Consider the following 18,008-nt stretch of genomic DNA (forward strand, 5'->3'; position numbering starts at 1 on the left):
CCGCAAAAAGCGGAGGCACAAAACTACAATTAAACCCAATTTCCAAATTTACTTAATCATGACTTTTTTAGTAATTGATTTTCCTTGTGTTTCAAGCGTAAGGAAATACATTCCGCTATCTAAGGTCGTAACATTAAGGTTTAACTCATTACCGGATATTGTTGAGGTAAGTACTGTTTTGCCTAACACATCAGTTATGGTAACTTTACCCGTATTGGTTATATTTTGCATCCTTAGTGTTATATTATCTGATGCAGGGTTAGGGTATATTACAAATGCATTATCATTAATTTCTTCGCCGCCTGCGGTAGCTTCTTCCACTGTTGTTACAGCAGTATTGGTTATTACAGCTTCATTAAAGTCGAAATAAATACCTGCTGTGGCAGACATTGAATTGCCCAATTCTATTGTTGAAACAGGTTTTATTTTATACATAATATAGCCTTGGCTACCCGCCTCGTCAGCATCTGTAAAAGGAAGGTCTATATTATTAAATATAAACTCTACGACGCCTTGCTCATCTCTGATAATTTCATACGTATGGCTGGCATTCATTGGCATAAAGGTATCCCAATCCAAATTAGCATCAAGCTGTGTTTCTATACGCACTGTTTGTGCATTGGCGGTACCTTCATTCTGGAAACGAACAGTATAATGTAAATAACCTTCGGCTTGCTCCGGAGTAATAGATGCTCCTTCACGCACTGTGATATCGTTAGGGTCATAACTGTTTGTTACAAGCTGGCTTAGGGCATACGTATTATTGGAAAAATTATCATCTGTTTCGGCGTCTATAATGGCTTCAAACTCTAATGTATCTCCCATATTTACTGTTGGAGGTTGCATTATTGTAAAAGTAATATAGGCATAGCTTGTGGCGAAAGGTTGTAAATCATTATATGAAAATGATAAAGCATTTCCGTTTTGCTGCATGGCAGGTGCAGAAGCGTTATAGGTAATGCTGGAATCATCAAATGTTAATGATATAACACCGCTGGATGGTAGAGTACCATAATTGGCATATATTAAAGTATAACTTGCTTCAAAACCCGGCATTGCTGCAGATGTTGGCATTATCCATACCAATACATCATTCACATCTTCTGCCTCAAGGCAAAAATTCAAATCTGTTTCTACTACAGGGGTAGTAACATTATATTCAGAAGGCGAAGCAGTAAACGGAACATAAGCATCAGGGGCTACTGTTACAGTAGTTTCTCCTGCAGGTACATAAGAAAAACTATATTCTCCGTTTAAATTAACCGCGCTGTAATTAACATATCCATCAGTATTGGATATCACTGTAAGTCCCGCAGCAGGAAGGTCGTTAGCATCACAACCATCTCCCTCTGCATCAAATAGTACTGTTCCTGACAATGTACTTTCAACACAAGGAGAAGCTACAATGGGAGCTTCTAAAATATCAAAACATCCGCCTTCCACAAGTTGAATTCTAATATATACTGTTTGCTGATATTGAGTAACATTGGTGTAACTATACCACTCAGGGTTGCCTATAGCATTTATACCCATTTCTGCATCTGCTTGCGTTTCATGGATAGTAATATCATAAATTTGATTATCTCCTATACCCATCAATGCCTGTTCATAAATTAAAGCCAAATCAAAAACAGCATAGCCATCTAAGTCTTCATCACATACTACAAGTGGTTCAGGAATATAGGCTGTCTCAAAACTTGTCATTACTGTTACTTCGAAACTGCTTTCGCCAACACATGTAGAGTTTGTTTCATCTGGTAATGCTTGGTAATAAATATAAATAGTTTGCGAAGCAGTTATTGCATCTCCGGGCATAAGCATCGTGCCTGTTCCTCCGGGTTCTGTATAATAATTGCCTTGTTGTAAATCCTGCAAAACATATTCGTTACACACAGTAACATCAGTAAACTCCGGAACCCATGTGCTGCCATAACCTATCATAAAAGAGGTAATGTCATAAGCCTCATCTGTATCATTGGTTACTCTGGCAAATATCTCTTGTATCTCTCCCTCTAAAGTAATATAGAAGGTAGGATCTTCAATTACATTGATGTTAGCTATTGCGTTAGTTTCTGAATGAAAATAGGCTACGGTAAAATTATCAGGACTTTGATTACCCAATATGTAGGGTGTTTGGGTGGTAAAATCAAAAACTTCAACACCACACTGGTACATGTCGGGAGCATCAAACGCTTCTGCTTGAGAATAGCCATTTACCGTGAGTAAAGCTAAAGCAAAAAGGGTAAGTAATTTCTTTTTCATAAGTTAATATTTATTTGGTTATTTAACTCATAAACAGATTTATTTGCAATTACCCTACCCAATAATTTGCGGATTTTGTAAAAACAACATTTATTTAAACCTTATAAATAAAGAAATTTAGAGATACGTTTTTCAGTAAAAAAAAGCAATAAAAAGTGTTATATAACTATTAATAAATGCATTACACAACATCGCTTTGCATTAAAACAGTATTGATATTGAGGTCGTAATAACTACGATAATCAGAGTTTGATATTATTTCAAAATTTTTATGCAAACGCTTATATTCCTCATCAGTAAAATCTTCCAAAACAATTTTAACGATATACGGCTGGCGCGCTATAAATTTTTCTCGGTCTATACATATAACCGATGCATCAAAACAATCTTCATATTGATGATAAAACCCTGCGCCTATAGGCTCATACTTGTTTATATCAATATTGCGGGAGGTAAGTAGCGGTAGTAGTTCGAGTCCTTTATTTTGCAGTTCATTTTTAGCTTTATCGTAGCGGGATACTACTGTAATTGACTCCATTATTTATTACCATTTTAGATGATGCAAAAGTGTAATATAATTTCAGAAAACACATTAATACTATGGTAAGATTACATTAAGGAAGTCTTAAATATGATTACCGCTCTTTCTCACGCCAAGCCTCTGTAATAGCGGTATAATCTATAGTAAAAGCGGGGTCTTGTCGCTGTAGCCTGTGCTCTTTAAACGCTTTTAGCAAAAAGCCTTCTATATGATAATCTTCAGGTACGGTAGCGGGGCTGTACGTGCTTTTCAAATTTATATCAAACACACGTGCCATTTTACTGGACCAAAAAGCTTTCCAACCGCTTTTATGTTCTTTTATCAAATCAAAAGTAGAATAGCCTGTTTGTCTGTGTATCAATTTTACTAAAATCTGCCCGTCTTTCCGAGATAAATTCTTTAACTGCTCTTCAAACTCTTCTTCAAGATACTTTTGTACTATTTTAGAATATTTCTTTTTTTCTTTACTCGTTTTCAGCTTAGCCATATTAGCATTAAGCAAAGTGAGCCTGTCAGCAGCTATTTTAGCATAAGGATACACTTTTAGCACCCTGCGTCTCAGTATAAGCAGCTTTTTTCGCTCTTCGGCAGAAATGGTATCTTTTACATTAGAGATAACAACTTCTTCCATTTGTAAATTAAAAGCTATAGAGTCATTCTCAACGCCATTCTTTACAGTATCGGTTACAACTTCCTGCGCATGTACTTTTACAGTACATACCAATACAAGAAAGAATAGTAAACGTGCTTTCATCATTAAAAATTTTATATCAAAATTATACATTTATACATAACTCTGTTGCCAAATTTATATTTTAGCAGAAAAATACAATAAAATATGTCTTCAAAATCTATCCTAACCGATAATTCAATTAACTTTTTAGAAAAATATTTAAATAACCCTTCGCCAACAGGATATGAATCCGGCGGACAAAAAATATGGATGGAGTATCTAAAACCCTATGTAGATACTTTTATTACAGATACTTACGGAAGTGCCGTAGGGATTATAAACCCCGATGCCCCTTATAAAGTAGTTATAGAAGGGCATTCTGACGAAATTTCCTGGTATGTAAACTATATTACTGATAACGGGCTTATTTATGTTATACGCAACGGAGGGTCTGACCACATGATTGCCCCTTCCAAGCGTGTCAATATCCATACCAAAAACGGCATTGTAAAAGGCGTATTTGGCTGGCCTGCCATACATACCCGTAAAGGAGGCGAAAAAGAAGAGCCTGCAAAGCTGGAAAACATTTTTATAGATTTAGGTTGCAATACCAAAGAAGAAGTAGAGGCTCTTGGTGTGCATGTAGGTTGTGTTATTACTTATCCTGACGAATTTATGATTCTTAACGAAAATAAATTTGTGTGTCGTGCCATAGATAACCGTATTGGCGGATTTATGATTGCCGAAGTGGCGCGCCTGTTGCATGAAAACAAAAAGAAACTTCCGTTTGGGCTGTACATAACCAACTCTGTACAGGAAGAGGTAGGCTTACGCGGTGCAGAAATGATTACTAAAACCATACGCCCCAATGCGGCTATTGTAACCGATGTATGCCACGACACTACAACCCCAATGATAGAAAAACGTATAGAGGGCGAAACAAAAATAGGTAAAGGTCCTGTTATTACCTATGCTCCTGCCGTGCAAAACAACCTGCGTGAACTGATACTGGATACTGCCGCTAAAAACGAAATACCATTCCAGAGGTTGGCATCATCACGCGTTACCGGTACGGATACCGATGCTTTTGCCTACAGTAACGGCGGTGTGGCATCGGCGTTAATATCATTACCATTACGCTATATGCATACTACTGTAGAAATGGTACATCGTGAAGATGTTGAAAATGTAATAAAACTGATATATGAAACACTGCTTAATATGAAAAATGAAGCTACATTTTCTTATTTTGAATAGATATCAACTAAAAATTATTAAAAAGCAAAAAGCACCATACAGTATGGTGCTTTTTGCTTTTTAATAATTGCGCTTTTATGCCGATGCTTCTTTTAGTACTGAAACAGCCTCTTTAGCATTAGATAGTTCGGCATATTTCAATGCCGTAAAACCTCTTTCGTCTTCTAATGATATGTTGGCTCCGTTTTCAAGTAAAACTTTAATAATATCTACTCGATTATAACGGGCAGCAAGCATTAACGGTGTCAACCCGTTAGACTTCTCGTTTACATTTGCCCCATACTCAATAAATTTCTTCACGGTTTCAAGGTCGCCTTTACAAATTGCCATACCCAGTGGGGTAGTCATGTTGTACTCGCCTACCAATTCAAAACTTGGTACAGATTTAACATTGGTTGCAAATGTTGCACTACTAAAAGCTACAAGAGCTAAGCTTAAATAAATGATCGTTTTTTTCATGATTAAATGATTTGATGATGAATGATTTATGATTGATTTTAAATTTCACTTACTTGTCAACGATTGATTAGGTCGTTTGCTATAATAGACGTAAGCAGGTTGCATAACGTTACGCAAAAAATTACATTTAACAAATGTTTAACAGCTAAAAAACACTATGACTGCATAGGAAAATACAATCGCCCCGCGAATGCAGGGCGATTACAAGTATTATACTGTGTATAAATTATTTATTTAAAAATGCGAGTACATTTTTTTCTATCCTGTTATGAATATCCGATATATCGGCTTTGGAAAATTTTTCACCGATAATGTTTTCATATAGCTCTATGTATCTTTCCGATACACTTGTTATATACTCATCATCCATATCCGGTATTTGCTGCCCCTCTTTCCCCTGAAAGCCATGAGCTATAAGCCATTGCCTTACAAACTCTTTACTCAACTGTTTTTGAGCCTCGCCCCTGTTTTGGCGTTGCTCATACCCTTCGGCATAAAAGTAGCGTGAAGAATCAGGTGTGTGTATCTCGTCTATCAATACAATCCTGCCGTCTTTAGTACGCCCAAATTCATATTTGGTATCTACCAGTATCAAACCATGCGATGCGGCAATCTCAGTTCCTTTCTGGAATAAGTCACGGGTATATTTTTCAAGTACAGTATAGTCTTCTTCGCTAACAATACCTTTGGTAATTATATCGGCGCGCGATATATCCATATCATGCTCACCATTATCAGCTTTGGTAGTTGGCGTTATAATAGGTGAAGGGAATTTATCATTCTCTTTCAGCCCTTCGGGCAGTTCTACACCACATAGTACCCTTTTACCTTCGGCATACTCACGTGCAGCGTGTCCCGCCAGGTAACCGCGTATCACCATCTCTACTTTAAAGGGTTCGCATACATAGCCCACAGCCACATTCGGGTCAGGCGTATCAATAAGCCAATTGGGAACTACATCTTCGGTAAGGCGCATAAACTTAGTAGCTATCTGATTGAGTATTTGCCCTTTGTAGGGGATACCTTTCGGCATAATAACATCAAAAGCCGAAAGCCTATCGGTAGCTATCATTACCAAAAGCTCATCGTTAATGTTATATACTTCTCTTACTTTGCCTCGATAAACCGATTTTTGTCCCGGAAAATTAAAATCTGTACCGGTTATAGTATTGCTCATGCAGTTGTTGTGTTATTGTAGTTAAGCTGCAAAAATAAGAAACTTTCTTTCCTTATTATATTTTTATATAAAAAAGCAAAACCATTGAAAGTTTACACCTCCAATGGCTACTTTATACTTTAAAACTTTATAAACTTTCGACTTATGTTAATCATTATTCTCGATAGCCTTATAGGCGTCAATAACTTTCTTAACAAGTCTGTGGCGCACTATATCCTTATCATCAAGATATATCATACCTATACCGTCTATATCTTTCAGCACCAGCAATGCCTCTTTTAATCCTGATATGGTTCGGCGTGGTAAATCTACCTGACCGGGGTCGCCCGTAATCATAAATTTAGCATTCTTACCCATACGTGTAAGAAACATCTTCATTTGCGAGTGGGTAGTATTTTGCGCCTCGTCGAGTATCACAAAAGCATGGTCAAGTGTGCGCCCGCGCATAAAGGCAAGCGGGGCAATTTGTACAATGCCTTTCAGTATGTAATCTTCCAGTTTTTCGGGCGGAATCATATCGCGAAGCGCATCATATAAGGGCTGCATATAGGGGTCCAGCTTTTCCTTCATATCCCCGGGCAGGAAACCTAAGTTTTCCCCTGCCTCGACCGCAGGTCGGGTAAGTATAATACGTTTTACCTGTTTTTCTTTCAGGGCTTTTACGGCAAGTGCCACACCGGTATAGGTTTTACCTGTTCCGGCAGGACCAACGGCAAAAACCATATCGTTTTTATACATCAGGTCAACCAGTTTTTGCTGGTTCGGCGTCATGGCTTTTATCAGCTTTCCGCCCAGCCCGTGCACCAGTATATTATCGCTCGGGTTCATTTGCTCTACCTGCTGGTCGCTTTGTATAACGCGCTCTATAACATTATCATCAATGTTGTTGTAGCGTGAAAAATGTAACATCAGCCTTTTAAATCGCTTCTCGAACTCATCGAGTATTTCTTTCTCGCCAAAAGCTTTCAGGGTAGTACCTCGGGCAACGATTTTAAGTTTAGGGTAGTATTTTTTTATTGTTTCGAGGTGAGAGTCCTGTGCGCCCCAAAAATCTTTCGGAGCAATGTCGGTTAGTTCGATTATTCTTTCGTTCAAAAGCTGTGTTTTTTAATTAAAAATAATAGCTATATAATTATTAGCTTTGCATTCAAATTTAGTGAAATTTTAATCTCACTTTTATAAAAGTTTTGCACAATTTTATGTCAATAATTACCCTCACAACCGACTTTGGGCTGAAAGACCATTTTGTAGGTGCCCTAAAGGGAAAAATACTCTCTGAATACAGGGAGGCGATTATTGTTGACATATCTCATGATATTGACCTTTTTAACATACCCGAAGCCAGTTACATCATAGGGGCTGCCTATGCCAATTTTCCTAAAGGCACGGTACACCTAATAGGTGTAGATGCCGAACATACTAAAGAAAACAGGCATATAGCTATGCAATGGAACGATCATTATTTTATTTGTTCGGACAATGGCATCCTCAGCATACTGACACAAAAAATTGTACCGCAAAAAATTGTGGAAATAACCATACACGACCGCTTTGGCGAAGAGGCTACCGAAATGGATGTTTTTGTAAAAGTAGCAGCCCATATAGCACGCGGAGGGTTGCTAAACGTAGTGGGCAGGGATATAAGCGAAATAAGAAAAATAAACCAATTGCAACCTGTGGTGAGTAACGACAACTCGACTATAAAAGGTTACATAGTGTATATAGACCATTTTGGCAACTGTGTAACCAACATTACCAAAAGGCTGTTTAAAGATGTTGGGCGTGGACGTGATTATGAAATTACCTTTAATAACAAGGTTATAAAAGGCATCAAAGACGGTTATTCTGATTTTACGGTAAATGAACGCTTTTCGCTAAAAGATTATGAGGGCGAAAAACTTGCCCTTTTTAACGAAGCCGGTTTTTTGGAAATTGCCATATACCGCAGTAACCCTTCAACTGTTGGTACAGCACGCTCATTACTGGGATTAAAGTACAGGGATGTGGTAAATATTGTTTTCAGATAATAGAAAAGTTAACCGTAATTATAAAAGAATAAAAAACAGTATGTTTGTAAGAATTGTAAAAATGAGTTTTCACGAAGATAAAGTAACTGCTTTTCTGGATAACTTCCATGAAGTAAAGCAGCACATACGAAACTATCCCGGAAACCGTTTTTTAGAATTGTACAGGGATAAAGATAACCCTTCGGTATTTTTTACCTACAGTTATTGGGAAAATGAAAGTGATTTGGAAAACTACCGCAAATCGGAACTTTTTAATGAAGTATGGGCGTTTACCAAACAACTGTTTAACGACAAGCCACAGGCTTGGAGTGTAGATAAACTGGTAACACTGGAGTAAGATAGAAAAAGATTCTTCCTGCGTCAGAATGACACAAATAAAAGACAGATAAAAAATAATTTATAAACATATAAGACTTAATACTAATTGATGAAAGCCTTATTAATAAGAGAAATAAAATCATTTTTCGGCTCGCCCATAGGTTACCTTGTTATAGCGGTATTCCTGTTACTCAATGGGTTGTTCCTTTGGGTATTTGAGGGCGACTTCAATATACTGAATAGTGGCTTTGCCGACCTTAGCCCTTTTTTTACCCTTGCCCCCTGGATATTAATTTTCCTTATCCCTGCCGTAACCATGCGCAGTTTTTCGGATGAAAAAAAACAGGGCACTATAGAATTACTTTTTACCAAGCCTCTCAGCGTTTGGGAAATCGTAAACGGTAAATTTTTTGGGGCATTCATACTTATCATCCTGGCTATTATACCTACTATTGTTTACGTTTTTGTCATTTCCGATTTTGGCAGCCCGCAAGGTAATATTGATATGGGCAGTACAATGGGGTCATACTTTGGGTTGTTGTTCCTGATAGCAGGTTATACCGCCATCGGTATTTTTGCCTCTACCCTGTCCGATAATCAAATTGTGGCTTTTATAGTAGCAGTATTACTATGCTTTGTGTTCTACTTTGGTTTCGAAGGTATTGCAACCTACGCAGGTAGTTCTAGCGGTTTTGTATCATCATTAGGTATGGATTCTCATTTTAAAAGTATGAGCCGTGGGGTACTCGACACGCGAGATATTATTTATTTCCTTACTGTTGCCATACTGTTTTTATCGTTCACTGTGTTCAAACTTAAATCGCTGAAATGGTAATGAAAACAGGAAAGAAAAACAGCATTAAGCAGCTCATTATTACAGTAATTGTATTACTGATACTCAACTTTGCGGGAGGCTATCTCTTTAAACGATTTGACCTTACTCACGATAAACGTTATACCCTATCGCCTACTACCCTGTCATTAATAGAAAGTGTAGAAGAGCCGTTATACATTGATGTATTCCTTGAAGGAGAATTTCCGGGTGAGTTTAAACGACTGCAAGATGAAACAAGGCAATTACTGGATGAGTTTCATGCCTACAACCCGAATATTATTTTCCAGTTTGTAAACCCATTGGAAGACGAAAGCAGCAGCGAACAGGTTATACAGGAATTTTACCAAAACGGGCTTACTCCTGTAAGTGTAACCGTTGATGATAAGGGCAAACAAACACAGGAAATGGTTTTCCCGTGGGCTGTAGCTTCCTACGGTGACAGAGGGGCAAAAATACAACTGCTGAAAAACCAAATGGGCGCTACTACTGCCGAAAAAGTGGTAAGCTCGGTACAGCATTTAGAATATGCCTTTGCCGACGCACTAAACAAAGTAACAAAAGCTAAAGAGAAGAAAATTGCGATAATAAAAGGTAATGGTGAACTGCACGACCTGCTTATGGCCGACTTTTTACAGCAGGTACGCGAAAGCTATTACATTGCGCCTTTTACACTCGATTCGGTTGCGGTTAATCCGCAAAAAACAATGGCTGACCTGAAAGCGTATGACCTTGCCATTATTGCCAAGCCTACGGAACGTTTTACCGAAGAGGAAAAAGAAGTACTGGATCAATACATTGTAAATGGCGGTAAAACCCTCTGGATGGTTGATGCGGTACAGATAGATATGGACAGCCTGTATAATGATACAGGAGCAACACTGGCATTTCCGCGTGATTTGAACCTTGCCGATATGTTCTTTAAATACGGCTTCCGCCTTAATCCTGATATTATTAAAGATGAGCAGGCAACACCTATACAGCTTGCTACGGGAGCTGAAGGCAGCGGTACACAATACCAGCAATACCTGTGGCGATACTCCCCTTTTGTATATCCTGATCCTACTGTATATGAGGGAGCCAATCATCCTATTGTGAAAAATCTTGGCGGTATTAAGTTTGAGTTTGCCAACCCGATAGACACACTGAAAAATGGTATCAATAAAAAAGTACTACTTGCTACGTCGCAATATTCTAAACCTATTGGCACGCCTATAGAAGTACAACTCAGTATGGTTGCCGAAGAAACTTCACCACAAGATTATCAAGGTTTCGGATTCATCCCTGTATCGGTACTGCTCGAAGGTAAATTCCATTCGATGTACGAAAACAGGATAGTACCATTTAAAGACAGTGCCTATAAAACCACAGGCAAAGAGGGGAAAATGATTATAATATCGGATGGAGATATTATAAAAAACCAACTGGATACAAATTACCAGCCTTTGGAACTTGGGTATGACAAATGGACAAAAAACAGGTATGATAATAAAGAGTTCTTAATGAATTGTGTCAATTATCTGCTGGATGACAACGGACTTATCAACATCCGCAGTAAAGATGTGGAACTGCCGATGCTGGATAAAGAAAAAGTGTATGAAAACTATACCAAAGCACAGTTTATAACTGTCGGGTTACCAATACTTATTTTAGTACTGTTCGGGTTGCTGTTTACCTACCTGAGAAAAAGAAAGTATGCTAAGTAAGTGTTAATAAAAAATATTTCAGTATTCAATCGGATTACGATATATTTGTGAAACGTAAAATGTAATCATTTTACCCTTAAAACAAAACAAGCAAGATGAAATTTATAGTATCCAGTTCTTATTTACTAAAGCAATTACAGGTATTGGGCAGTGTTATCAATAGTAGTAACACGCTCCCTATTTTAGATAATTTCCTTTTTGAATTAGATAATAACCAGCTTACCGTTTCGGCTTCTGACCTTGAGACAACCATGTCGGCTACGCTGGAAATCGATTCAGAAAGTCAGGGAAGTGTTGCCGTACCTGCCAAACTGCTACTGGAAACACTAAAAACGTTCCCCGAACAACCGCTTACCTTTACCGTAGAAGACAATCATACTATCGAGATAAGCTCAAATTCGGGTAAATATGCCTTAGCGTATGCTGATGGCGAGGAGTTCCCGAAAGCGGTAACACTTGAGGATCCTTCGGCTACTTTAGTTCCTGCCGAAGTATTGGCAACTGCCGTAAGCAAAACTATTTTTGCAGCGGGTAATGACGACCTTCGCCCCGTAATGTCGGGGGTGTTCTTCCAGTTCTCTCCGGAGGGGCTTATTTTTGTAGCTACCGATGCGCACAAACTGGTAAAATATGCACGTACTGATGTAACTGCCTCGCAGGTAGCTGATTTTATCATGCCGAAAAAGCCGCTTAACATCCTGAAAGGTATTCTTGCCACATCAGATACAGAGGTAAAAATCGAATATAACGACTCGAATGCTACTTTTTCTTTTGACAACTACATACTTACGTGTCGCCTTATAGATGGTAAATATCCTAACTATGAAGCGGTTATACCCAAAGAAAACCCGAATAAATTATTAATAAACCGTGTACAGTTTTTAAGCTCTGTACGTCGTGTGGCTATATTTTCGAACAAAACCACACACCAGATACGCCTGAAAATTGCAGGTACTGAATTAAACATTTCTGCTGAGGATATTGACTATTCAAACAAAGCAGAAGAGCGTTTAACATGCGACTATCAGGGTGATGATATGCAAATAGGTTTTAACTCACGTTTCCTTACCGAAATGCTGAACAACCTGCACAGCGATGAGATTATGCTGGAAATGTCGCTGCCCAACCGTGCAGGTATCCTTACTCCTGTTGACGGACTGGATGATGGCGAAACAGTTACCATGCTGGTTATGCCGGTTATGCTTAATAGTTAATAAAAAGCTATTTAATCAACCTTTTCTATACACAAAACCCGATACATTTAGGTGCATCGGGTTTTTATTTTTTATATAAATGGTTGATTAAAAAGTTATATTTGCTTATAAACCAAATTTATACTCAAAAAATGAAAAATTTGATATTTTTATCACATATACATGAAGAAAAAGATTTAGCTGTTCTTGTACAAAAAGCAATTGAAGATGAATTCAGCGGATTTGTAAAAGTATTTGTTTCTTCTGATGGCTCAACAATCCCAGCAGGTGCAAATTTTTTAAAACGAATTGAAGACGGACTAATAGAATGCATTGTCGGAATTTATTTAATCAGTCCCAAATCAGTCAAGCGAAATTGGATAAATTTTGAATTAGGAGCTGTTTGGATTAGAAATGTTTTAAATCAGAGAAATGGCAGTCAAGAGCTACCCATAATACCTTTTTGCCATAGCGGAATAACACCTAGTGAACTACCGATGCCTTTAACACACCTAAATGCTATTGAGGCAAAAAACTCAGCTCATTTAGAATTTACTTTTAAAAGTATTCAAACAGCTGTGGGTGGAAGTGGAAATTTGAAAACTGATTTTGAAAAATTGGCTCAGAACATAATTAATTTTCAGAATAGCTACACTTTAGGTAATAGTTTAATTTCACTTTTTAACACTCTAGAATACCCTAAACAAAGTCTTTTGACTACAATCCAAAAATGTAAGGAAGAACAAGAAAAAGGAAAAACAGTAATTGAATTAGATTTCATAATAGAACGAGATATATTTTATAAAATCAATAATATAGTTTCAGAAAATCTACAAAACAATGTAATTGTAATAGATAAAGGAATAAGAATTTTTGTAACTAATCAAAAAAGCATTAATGGTAATGCTGTGATTTTAAAAATCCGTATTGGTTTAATATTAAATTTTGAAACAGAGCTTTTAGCAGAAATAGGATAAATGATTTATATCAGAATATAACTATATCACTCCCATTTTTTCCATCAGGAAAGTCGCACTTTTATTTTTACAAATACCATCGCGCAGTTTATAGTCAAAATAGAGGTTGTTGTTTGCTATATTGGCTTCAAAACATCGGTTAATGAGCTGTTCGGGGTGTTCGGCGGTAATATTACAGACTTCTACGTCATGCGTAGCTATTGCACCTATTGCCTGCCCTGCAATCATTTTTTTAACTACGGCTATAGTTCCTGTACGCTTATCGTCGGAGTTTGTACCACGTAATATTTCGTCAAGCAATACAAACGAACGTTTTTCGTGTAACGCATCCATTATTTGTTTCAGGCGTTTAATTTCGGCAAAGAAATACGATTCGCTGTCGGACAGTGAATCGGACAATCGCATGGAAACCAAAACAGGCAACGGATGTACTGTAGCTTCCTTTGCACAAACAGGTGCACCAATGCCTGCTAATACCATATTAACGCCCAGACTGCGCAGGAAAGTACTCTTTCCCGACATATTAGAGCCTGTAAGTATCGTGAATTGTGGTTGGAATATTACATCGTTACCTACTCGTGTGGCAGGGTTTAATAACGGATGTGCCAACTCCTTAAATATAATGGTTTCGTTGGTGTTGAGTTTAGGGAAAGTATAGTCTTTATTATTATAATACAGGTTAGCAAGACTGTTTAGGGCTTCAAACTCCGCTATAACATCGAGCCATACGGGAATGGCTGATGAATGTTGTTTTTTCCAGTTTTGTAATCCTCTGAAAACATGAATGTGATATTGAAAAAAACCATTAAAAAGCAATGCTGCAAATACATTACTAATACTGTCCATTTGCCCGAACAGTGTAGCCAGCTTTTTAATAAGCTGTCCCGCAGGTTTACCCTCTGAGGATAATTTTTGTTTTAAAGCATTAAGCTTTTCCGACTGAAATTCGGTTTGCTCTATTTGTGCTATAATAAGGCTGTATTGGTGTAGTATTTCGTCGGTTTCGGTAGTATTACTTATCTCATTTTTAAATAGTTTCGCTTTACCTCCAACCATAAACAAGTTGAATATAAAAATATAAATACACCCGTTAAAAAACGAACTTTCGCCCGTTATCATATAGGTAATAAAACAGCCTGCAAGTGCCAATGGCGCTATAACAGCAAAAAGATAACTAATTTTGTTGATTGCTCCGGTAGTACCACTGCACCACTCCATCAGCTTGCTGTAAGTTGTGTTGCTATCTTTTTTCATACGCCCTAATGCCTGTACTTCTTGTCGCCATTCGGGTTTATCGGCTAATTCTTTTACTGCTTCCTGATTTTGCAAAATACTATCAATCGGCAAGGTAGCAAGCAGCATGTTTGCCAGCTTTTCTTTGCCCTTATAAGTTTCGGTACGGTTTATATGTTGAAACAACGAATTTTGTCCGAAAATATCTAAATCGTACGAGTATGAGTGTTTAAAGTCGATATACTCTGCACCGTTGTCAAAGTTATTTCCTTTGCGTTCTAAATGGGTAATTTCATCTTTGTTAATTGCAACAAGTGTAGCGGCCCTCAGTTTTTTGTTGGCTACATCAGCATGCTTTTTCATTAAATAGACAAACACAGCAACACAGCCCAGTATAGGTACAATATAAGTATTAAAATTGCCTTGTTTTAAGCCATAATAGCCTAAGGCAATAGCAATAACAGCTATTGCCAGCCTGAGTGTACTTATAGTGTTATATTGTTTTTTAAGAGATGTAAGGGCGGTTGAATAACTGTTTCTTTGTGAGGTGTAAAATTCCATTCAAAAAAGTATAAAGAAACAAATATACACATAAAACATCCTGCCTGAAGCAGTATAGTTTACTTATACTTTTGCACCCCGGTAGAGTCAACTATATAACCCCGTTCGTTGGTTTTACCTTCCACCATCTCCTGCAAGCCACCTTTCTTTTCTTGTTCTATATGGTAAAGCTCCTCATAGTCTTTTGTATATAAAGCATCGGGCACTACATGAATATCAAAAAATATGGTGTGAGAGCGTTCCTTAGTATTGGCTAACACAGTGGTATATATACCTACATCGCCTATATTTTTTGTACTGTTGTATTTTAGTTCTATAAAGCCGTCATTGCCCGGTGCAATTGCATGGGTGGTAAATGTGGCAATGGTGCACCCGCAAGAGGGGAGCACTTTATATAGCTTTAGCGGATTTTCGCCCGTATTGGTAATTTTTACTACAATGTTTTGTTCCAATCCCTGTATAATAGGATAATAGTGTCTTACCGGGTCTTCTATTTCCATAGTAGTCAATTCGAGAAAAGCATTTTCCCTATCGCTTTTACACCCCTGTAGTAACACAGCACCAAGCATGCAGCAGAATGCCGCAATAATATGGTGTTTATATTGAAGGCTTAAAAATTGGTTCATGGGTATTTGTATGCTTATTTAATTTTTATTTAAAATACAACTCATCACACGCTATCGATTTATTGGCATATTGTGGCTGCTTCACTACATTAACTATTATCTTTTTATCTTCCGGCTTTATTATTACAGGAATAACAACTTTGCATATAGCCGATTTTGTTTCCTTTATTTCAGCCTCATACTTCCTGCCATCAATAATTACTTCTACACGTTGAGGCAAGTATATTTTATGCTTACTATCATTCAAAAAATTCATTTCTACTTCTGTACTGCCCTTTACATCTGCTGCGGTAACTTGTACCGAAAGCGTATCGCCTGTAACCAATAGCCAGTTATTGTAATAATCGTTAAAACCAACTGCACCATCCGTAAGCATTCTGCTGTCAGGATAATCCTCATCCAGTTCCGATAATACTTGTACTTTTTTACCGAAAAGCCGGTTTTTGTATGTTTTACCAATTATCTGTTTTTCCCAATAATGTATATAATCACTCAACATATATCCTGATTCGTTATATATATCAATACCGGTAGTCGCTTTTAGTTTTTTCAGCCTTTCCAAAAGCTGATTCACTTCGGGCTTTAATTTTACAATACTGTCATTCGTTACGGTAGCATAGCCTGTGTCATCCAAATTGGGCGAAGTTCGTAATATTTCGAGCTTTTGGAAGGTAAATGCCAATAAAAGCGGTTCTGTCATTTTTGTTTCCGCGTCATTTAATGTGTCTGTGGTTTTAATTAGCCTGTCATAAAAAGGTTCAAACCCCGATTCATTTAAATATTTCTTTTTGGAGGCACTTATACCTCCGTAAATATCCATTGTTCTGACTGATTTTAGCGATAAATTTTCTATTTTGGTATAATAGTCCGTTAGCAATGTGCTAACAGCATCAGGATATTTGTTACTGAAGAAAAAAGCTATTTCTTTATTTATATTCAGTTCTACATCTTGCAATAAAAGAGCATAGAGGTAGCATTTCAAATCGGAAAAAGCGCTGTAACGGTCTTCGCTCCCCTGCATAAAAACACCGGTTACGCCCAAGTTCTTATAAAATTGCAGGTTTTGCTGCGCTGTACTTACCGTGGGGTAAAATTCAAAATAATTATCAAAATTAATTGCATAATCCCACAAATATATCTTGCCGGTAACATTTTTCCATTTATCAAAAGTGGTCTTAACGACATCTTTTTTATCTGAGGTTTCCATAACAACTCCTTTCGGGAAAGCCATAGTGCTTATCATTACTCCCGCATTTGGCTCTAACTTAAAACTCGGGGGTTGTTGGGTGGTAATATATGCCGTACTGAAAAAGTGATGCTCTGTAAAACTTTTAGCCAGTTTATTGAGTAACGAAAATACAGCAGGGCTGGCATTAGTTTTAGTGTTACCCACTGCCTCACATCGGTCACACCGGCATACTACAGCATTATCATTGGGCATAATCATAAACTTATCCTGCTCCTGATTTTCTTTTATCTGCTTTTTGATATACTGTTTGAGCGCGGTTTCCAATTCGGGACTGGAAAAACATAATTGCTCTTCGTTTACCTCTCCGTCAACTTTGGCAAGCATTGCGGGGGTAACTTTTATTACTTTGCCTATATTATGCCCCCATAAAGCCCATTCTTCTTCGAGGGTTTGGGTAGCATTCCATCTGCGAAATTGTTTACTAAAATTATCAGGAAAATAGGGTTCACGATATTCAAAATCGTTAGTACGTTTATAATCAAGATTAATCGGAATATTAATTTTAGTTATTGTATCTGTCGTTTTTACAGAGAACTGGTTTACAGCAGTATAATTGGCAAAAAAATATCTGTTTACATTGTAAAGTGCTTCTATATCAATTCCTTTTATTGTGATGGTATTTTTTTTATGCGTAATTGTAAAAGCACTATTATCATCTGTCTTTTTTAGTATGTCTATTGCTATAACAGGCACATTTTTAGACGATATTTTATCTGTAATAACAGGGCGCATACCCGCAGTTTGCTCAAAAAAATCGCAAAGATCTTCGGCAATCGGGCGTAAAGCCGTATCGTTTATAAGTATAACCGGCTCTACTGCATTTTTTTCATATACTGTATAGGTTTGCGAATTACTGTCGCATCCAAAACTAACCAGTATAACCAGTACTATTACTAACTTTTTTATCATATCCCTTT

General features: G+C 37.4%; 16 protein-coding genes. 7 read left to right on the forward strand and 9 right to left on the reverse strand.

Annotated elements, in window-relative coordinates; all coding sequences use genetic code 11:
- Positions 1 to 48: 48 nt before the first annotated feature.
- The 3 genes from E0W68_RS12230 to E0W68_RS12240 all read right to left on the reverse strand — a co-directional run bounded on the left by E0W68_RS12230 (position 49) and on the right by E0W68_RS12240 (position 3,560).
- Positions 49 to 2,262 carry a DUF7619 domain-containing protein gene (locus E0W68_RS12230; protein ID WP_135219726.1) on the reverse strand — a complete coding sequence of 738 codons (2,214 nt, stop codon included), beginning with the start codon at positions 2,260 to 2,262 and terminating at the stop codon, positions 49 to 51.
- Positions 2,263 to 2,443: 181 nt separating this feature from the next.
- A complete protein-coding gene (locus E0W68_RS12235) occupies positions 2,444 to 2,800 on the reverse strand; it encodes a hypothetical protein (RefSeq protein WP_135219727.1) in 357 nt (118 codons plus the stop codon).
- Between the two features lie 97 nt (positions 2,801 to 2,897).
- On the reverse strand, positions 2,898 to 3,560 hold the full coding sequence (locus E0W68_RS12240; RefSeq protein WP_306786161.1) for a DUF4294 domain-containing protein: 663 nt from the start codon (positions 3,558 to 3,560) through the stop codon (positions 2,898 to 2,900).
- 81 nt (positions 3,561 to 3,641) lie between these two features.
- Here E0W68_RS12240 and E0W68_RS12245 point away from each other — a divergent pair, with 81 nt between their 5' ends.
- Positions 3,642 to 4,733 carry a M42 family metallopeptidase gene (locus tag E0W68_RS12245; RefSeq protein ID WP_135219728.1) on the forward strand — a complete coding sequence of 364 codons (1,092 nt, stop codon included), beginning with the start codon at positions 3,642 to 3,644 and terminating at the stop codon, positions 4,731 to 4,733.
- A 75-nt stretch (positions 4,734 to 4,808) separates the two neighbouring features.
- Here the strand turns inward: E0W68_RS12245 and E0W68_RS12250 are convergent, their stop codons facing one another.
- The 3 genes from E0W68_RS12250 to E0W68_RS12260 all read right to left on the reverse strand — a co-directional run bounded on the left by E0W68_RS12250 (position 4,809) and on the right by E0W68_RS12260 (position 7,464).
- Positions 4,809 to 5,192 (reverse strand): ankyrin repeat domain-containing protein, encoded by a 384-nt coding sequence (locus E0W68_RS12250; protein ID WP_135219729.1) that lies wholly within the window; start codon positions 5,190 to 5,192, stop codon positions 4,809 to 4,811.
- Between the two features lie 226 nt (positions 5,193 to 5,418).
- Entirely contained in the window at positions 5,419 to 6,369 is a 951-nt protein-coding gene (locus E0W68_RS12255) for a phosphoribosylaminoimidazolesuccinocarboxamide synthase (RefSeq protein ID WP_135219730.1), read from the reverse strand.
- 147 nt (positions 6,370 to 6,516) lie between these two features.
- Positions 6,517 to 7,464 carry a PhoH family protein gene (locus E0W68_RS12260; protein WP_135219731.1) on the reverse strand — a complete coding sequence of 316 codons (948 nt, stop codon included), beginning with the start codon at positions 7,462 to 7,464 and terminating at the stop codon, positions 6,517 to 6,519.
- Between the two features lie 104 nt (positions 7,465 to 7,568).
- Here E0W68_RS12260 and E0W68_RS12265 point away from each other — a divergent pair, with 104 nt between their 5' ends.
- The 6 genes from E0W68_RS12265 to E0W68_RS12290 all read left to right on the forward strand — a co-directional run bounded on the left by E0W68_RS12265 (position 7,569) and on the right by E0W68_RS12290 (position 13,422).
- Complete coding sequence (locus E0W68_RS12265) at positions 7,569 to 8,396, forward strand: SAM hydrolase/SAM-dependent halogenase family protein (protein WP_135219732.1); 828 nt, start codon at positions 7,569 to 7,571, stop codon at positions 8,394 to 8,396.
- Positions 8,397 to 8,436: 40 nt separating this feature from the next.
- Positions 8,437 to 8,733 (forward strand): putative quinol monooxygenase, encoded by a 297-nt coding sequence (locus tag E0W68_RS12270; protein ID WP_135219733.1) that lies wholly within the window; start codon positions 8,437 to 8,439, stop codon positions 8,731 to 8,733.
- 90 nt (positions 8,734 to 8,823) lie between these two features.
- Positions 8,824 to 9,549, forward strand: a complete 726-nt coding sequence (gldF, locus tag E0W68_RS12275) for a gliding motility-associated ABC transporter permease subunit GldF (protein WP_135219734.1) — start codon at positions 8,824 to 8,826, stop codon at positions 9,547 to 9,549.
- A complete protein-coding gene (gene gldG, locus E0W68_RS12280) occupies positions 9,549 to 11,252 on the forward strand; it encodes a gliding motility-associated ABC transporter substrate-binding protein GldG (RefSeq protein WP_135219735.1) in 1,704 nt (567 codons plus the stop codon). The genes gldF and gldG overlap by 1 nt, the downstream gene beginning before the upstream one ends.
- A 95-nt stretch (positions 11,253 to 11,347) precedes the next feature.
- On the forward strand, positions 11,348 to 12,466 hold the full coding sequence (gene dnaN, locus E0W68_RS12285) for a DNA polymerase III subunit beta (protein WP_135219736.1): 1,119 nt from the start codon (positions 11,348 to 11,350) through the stop codon (positions 12,464 to 12,466).
- A 131-nt stretch (positions 12,467 to 12,597) separates the two neighbouring features.
- Entirely contained in the window at positions 12,598 to 13,422 is an 825-nt protein-coding gene (locus E0W68_RS12290; protein WP_135219737.1) for a toll/interleukin-1 receptor domain-containing protein, read from the forward strand.
- A 21-nt stretch (positions 13,423 to 13,443) separates the two neighbouring features.
- Here E0W68_RS12290 and E0W68_RS12295 read toward each other — a convergent pair whose 3' ends face one another.
- From E0W68_RS12295 to E0W68_RS12305, 3 genes are read right to left on the reverse strand one after another with little or no spacing between them, the layout of a single operon-like run.
- The gene (locus E0W68_RS12295) at positions 13,444 to 15,216 is read right to left on the reverse strand and encodes a MutS-related protein (protein WP_135219738.1); all 1,773 of its coding nucleotides are present in this window, start codon (positions 15,214 to 15,216) and stop codon (positions 13,444 to 13,446) included.
- A gap of 59 nt (positions 15,217 to 15,275) precedes the next feature.
- Positions 15,276 to 15,842: a DUF1573 domain-containing protein gene (locus E0W68_RS12300; protein WP_135219739.1), complete on the reverse strand. Its 567-nt coding sequence runs from the start codon at positions 15,840 to 15,842 to the stop codon at positions 15,276 to 15,278.
- 25 nt (positions 15,843 to 15,867) lie between these two features.
- On the reverse strand, positions 15,868 to 18,000 hold the full coding sequence (locus tag E0W68_RS12305) for a DUF4838 domain-containing protein (protein ID WP_135219740.1): 2,133 nt from the start codon (positions 17,998 to 18,000) through the stop codon (positions 15,868 to 15,870).
- Positions 18,001 to 18,008: the final 8 nt, after the last annotated feature.

The organism is Flavobacterium salilacus subsp. salilacus (assembly GCF_004634195.1).
GTDB lineage: Bacteria > Bacteroidota > Bacteroidia > Flavobacteriales > Flavobacteriaceae > Flavobacterium > Flavobacterium salilacus.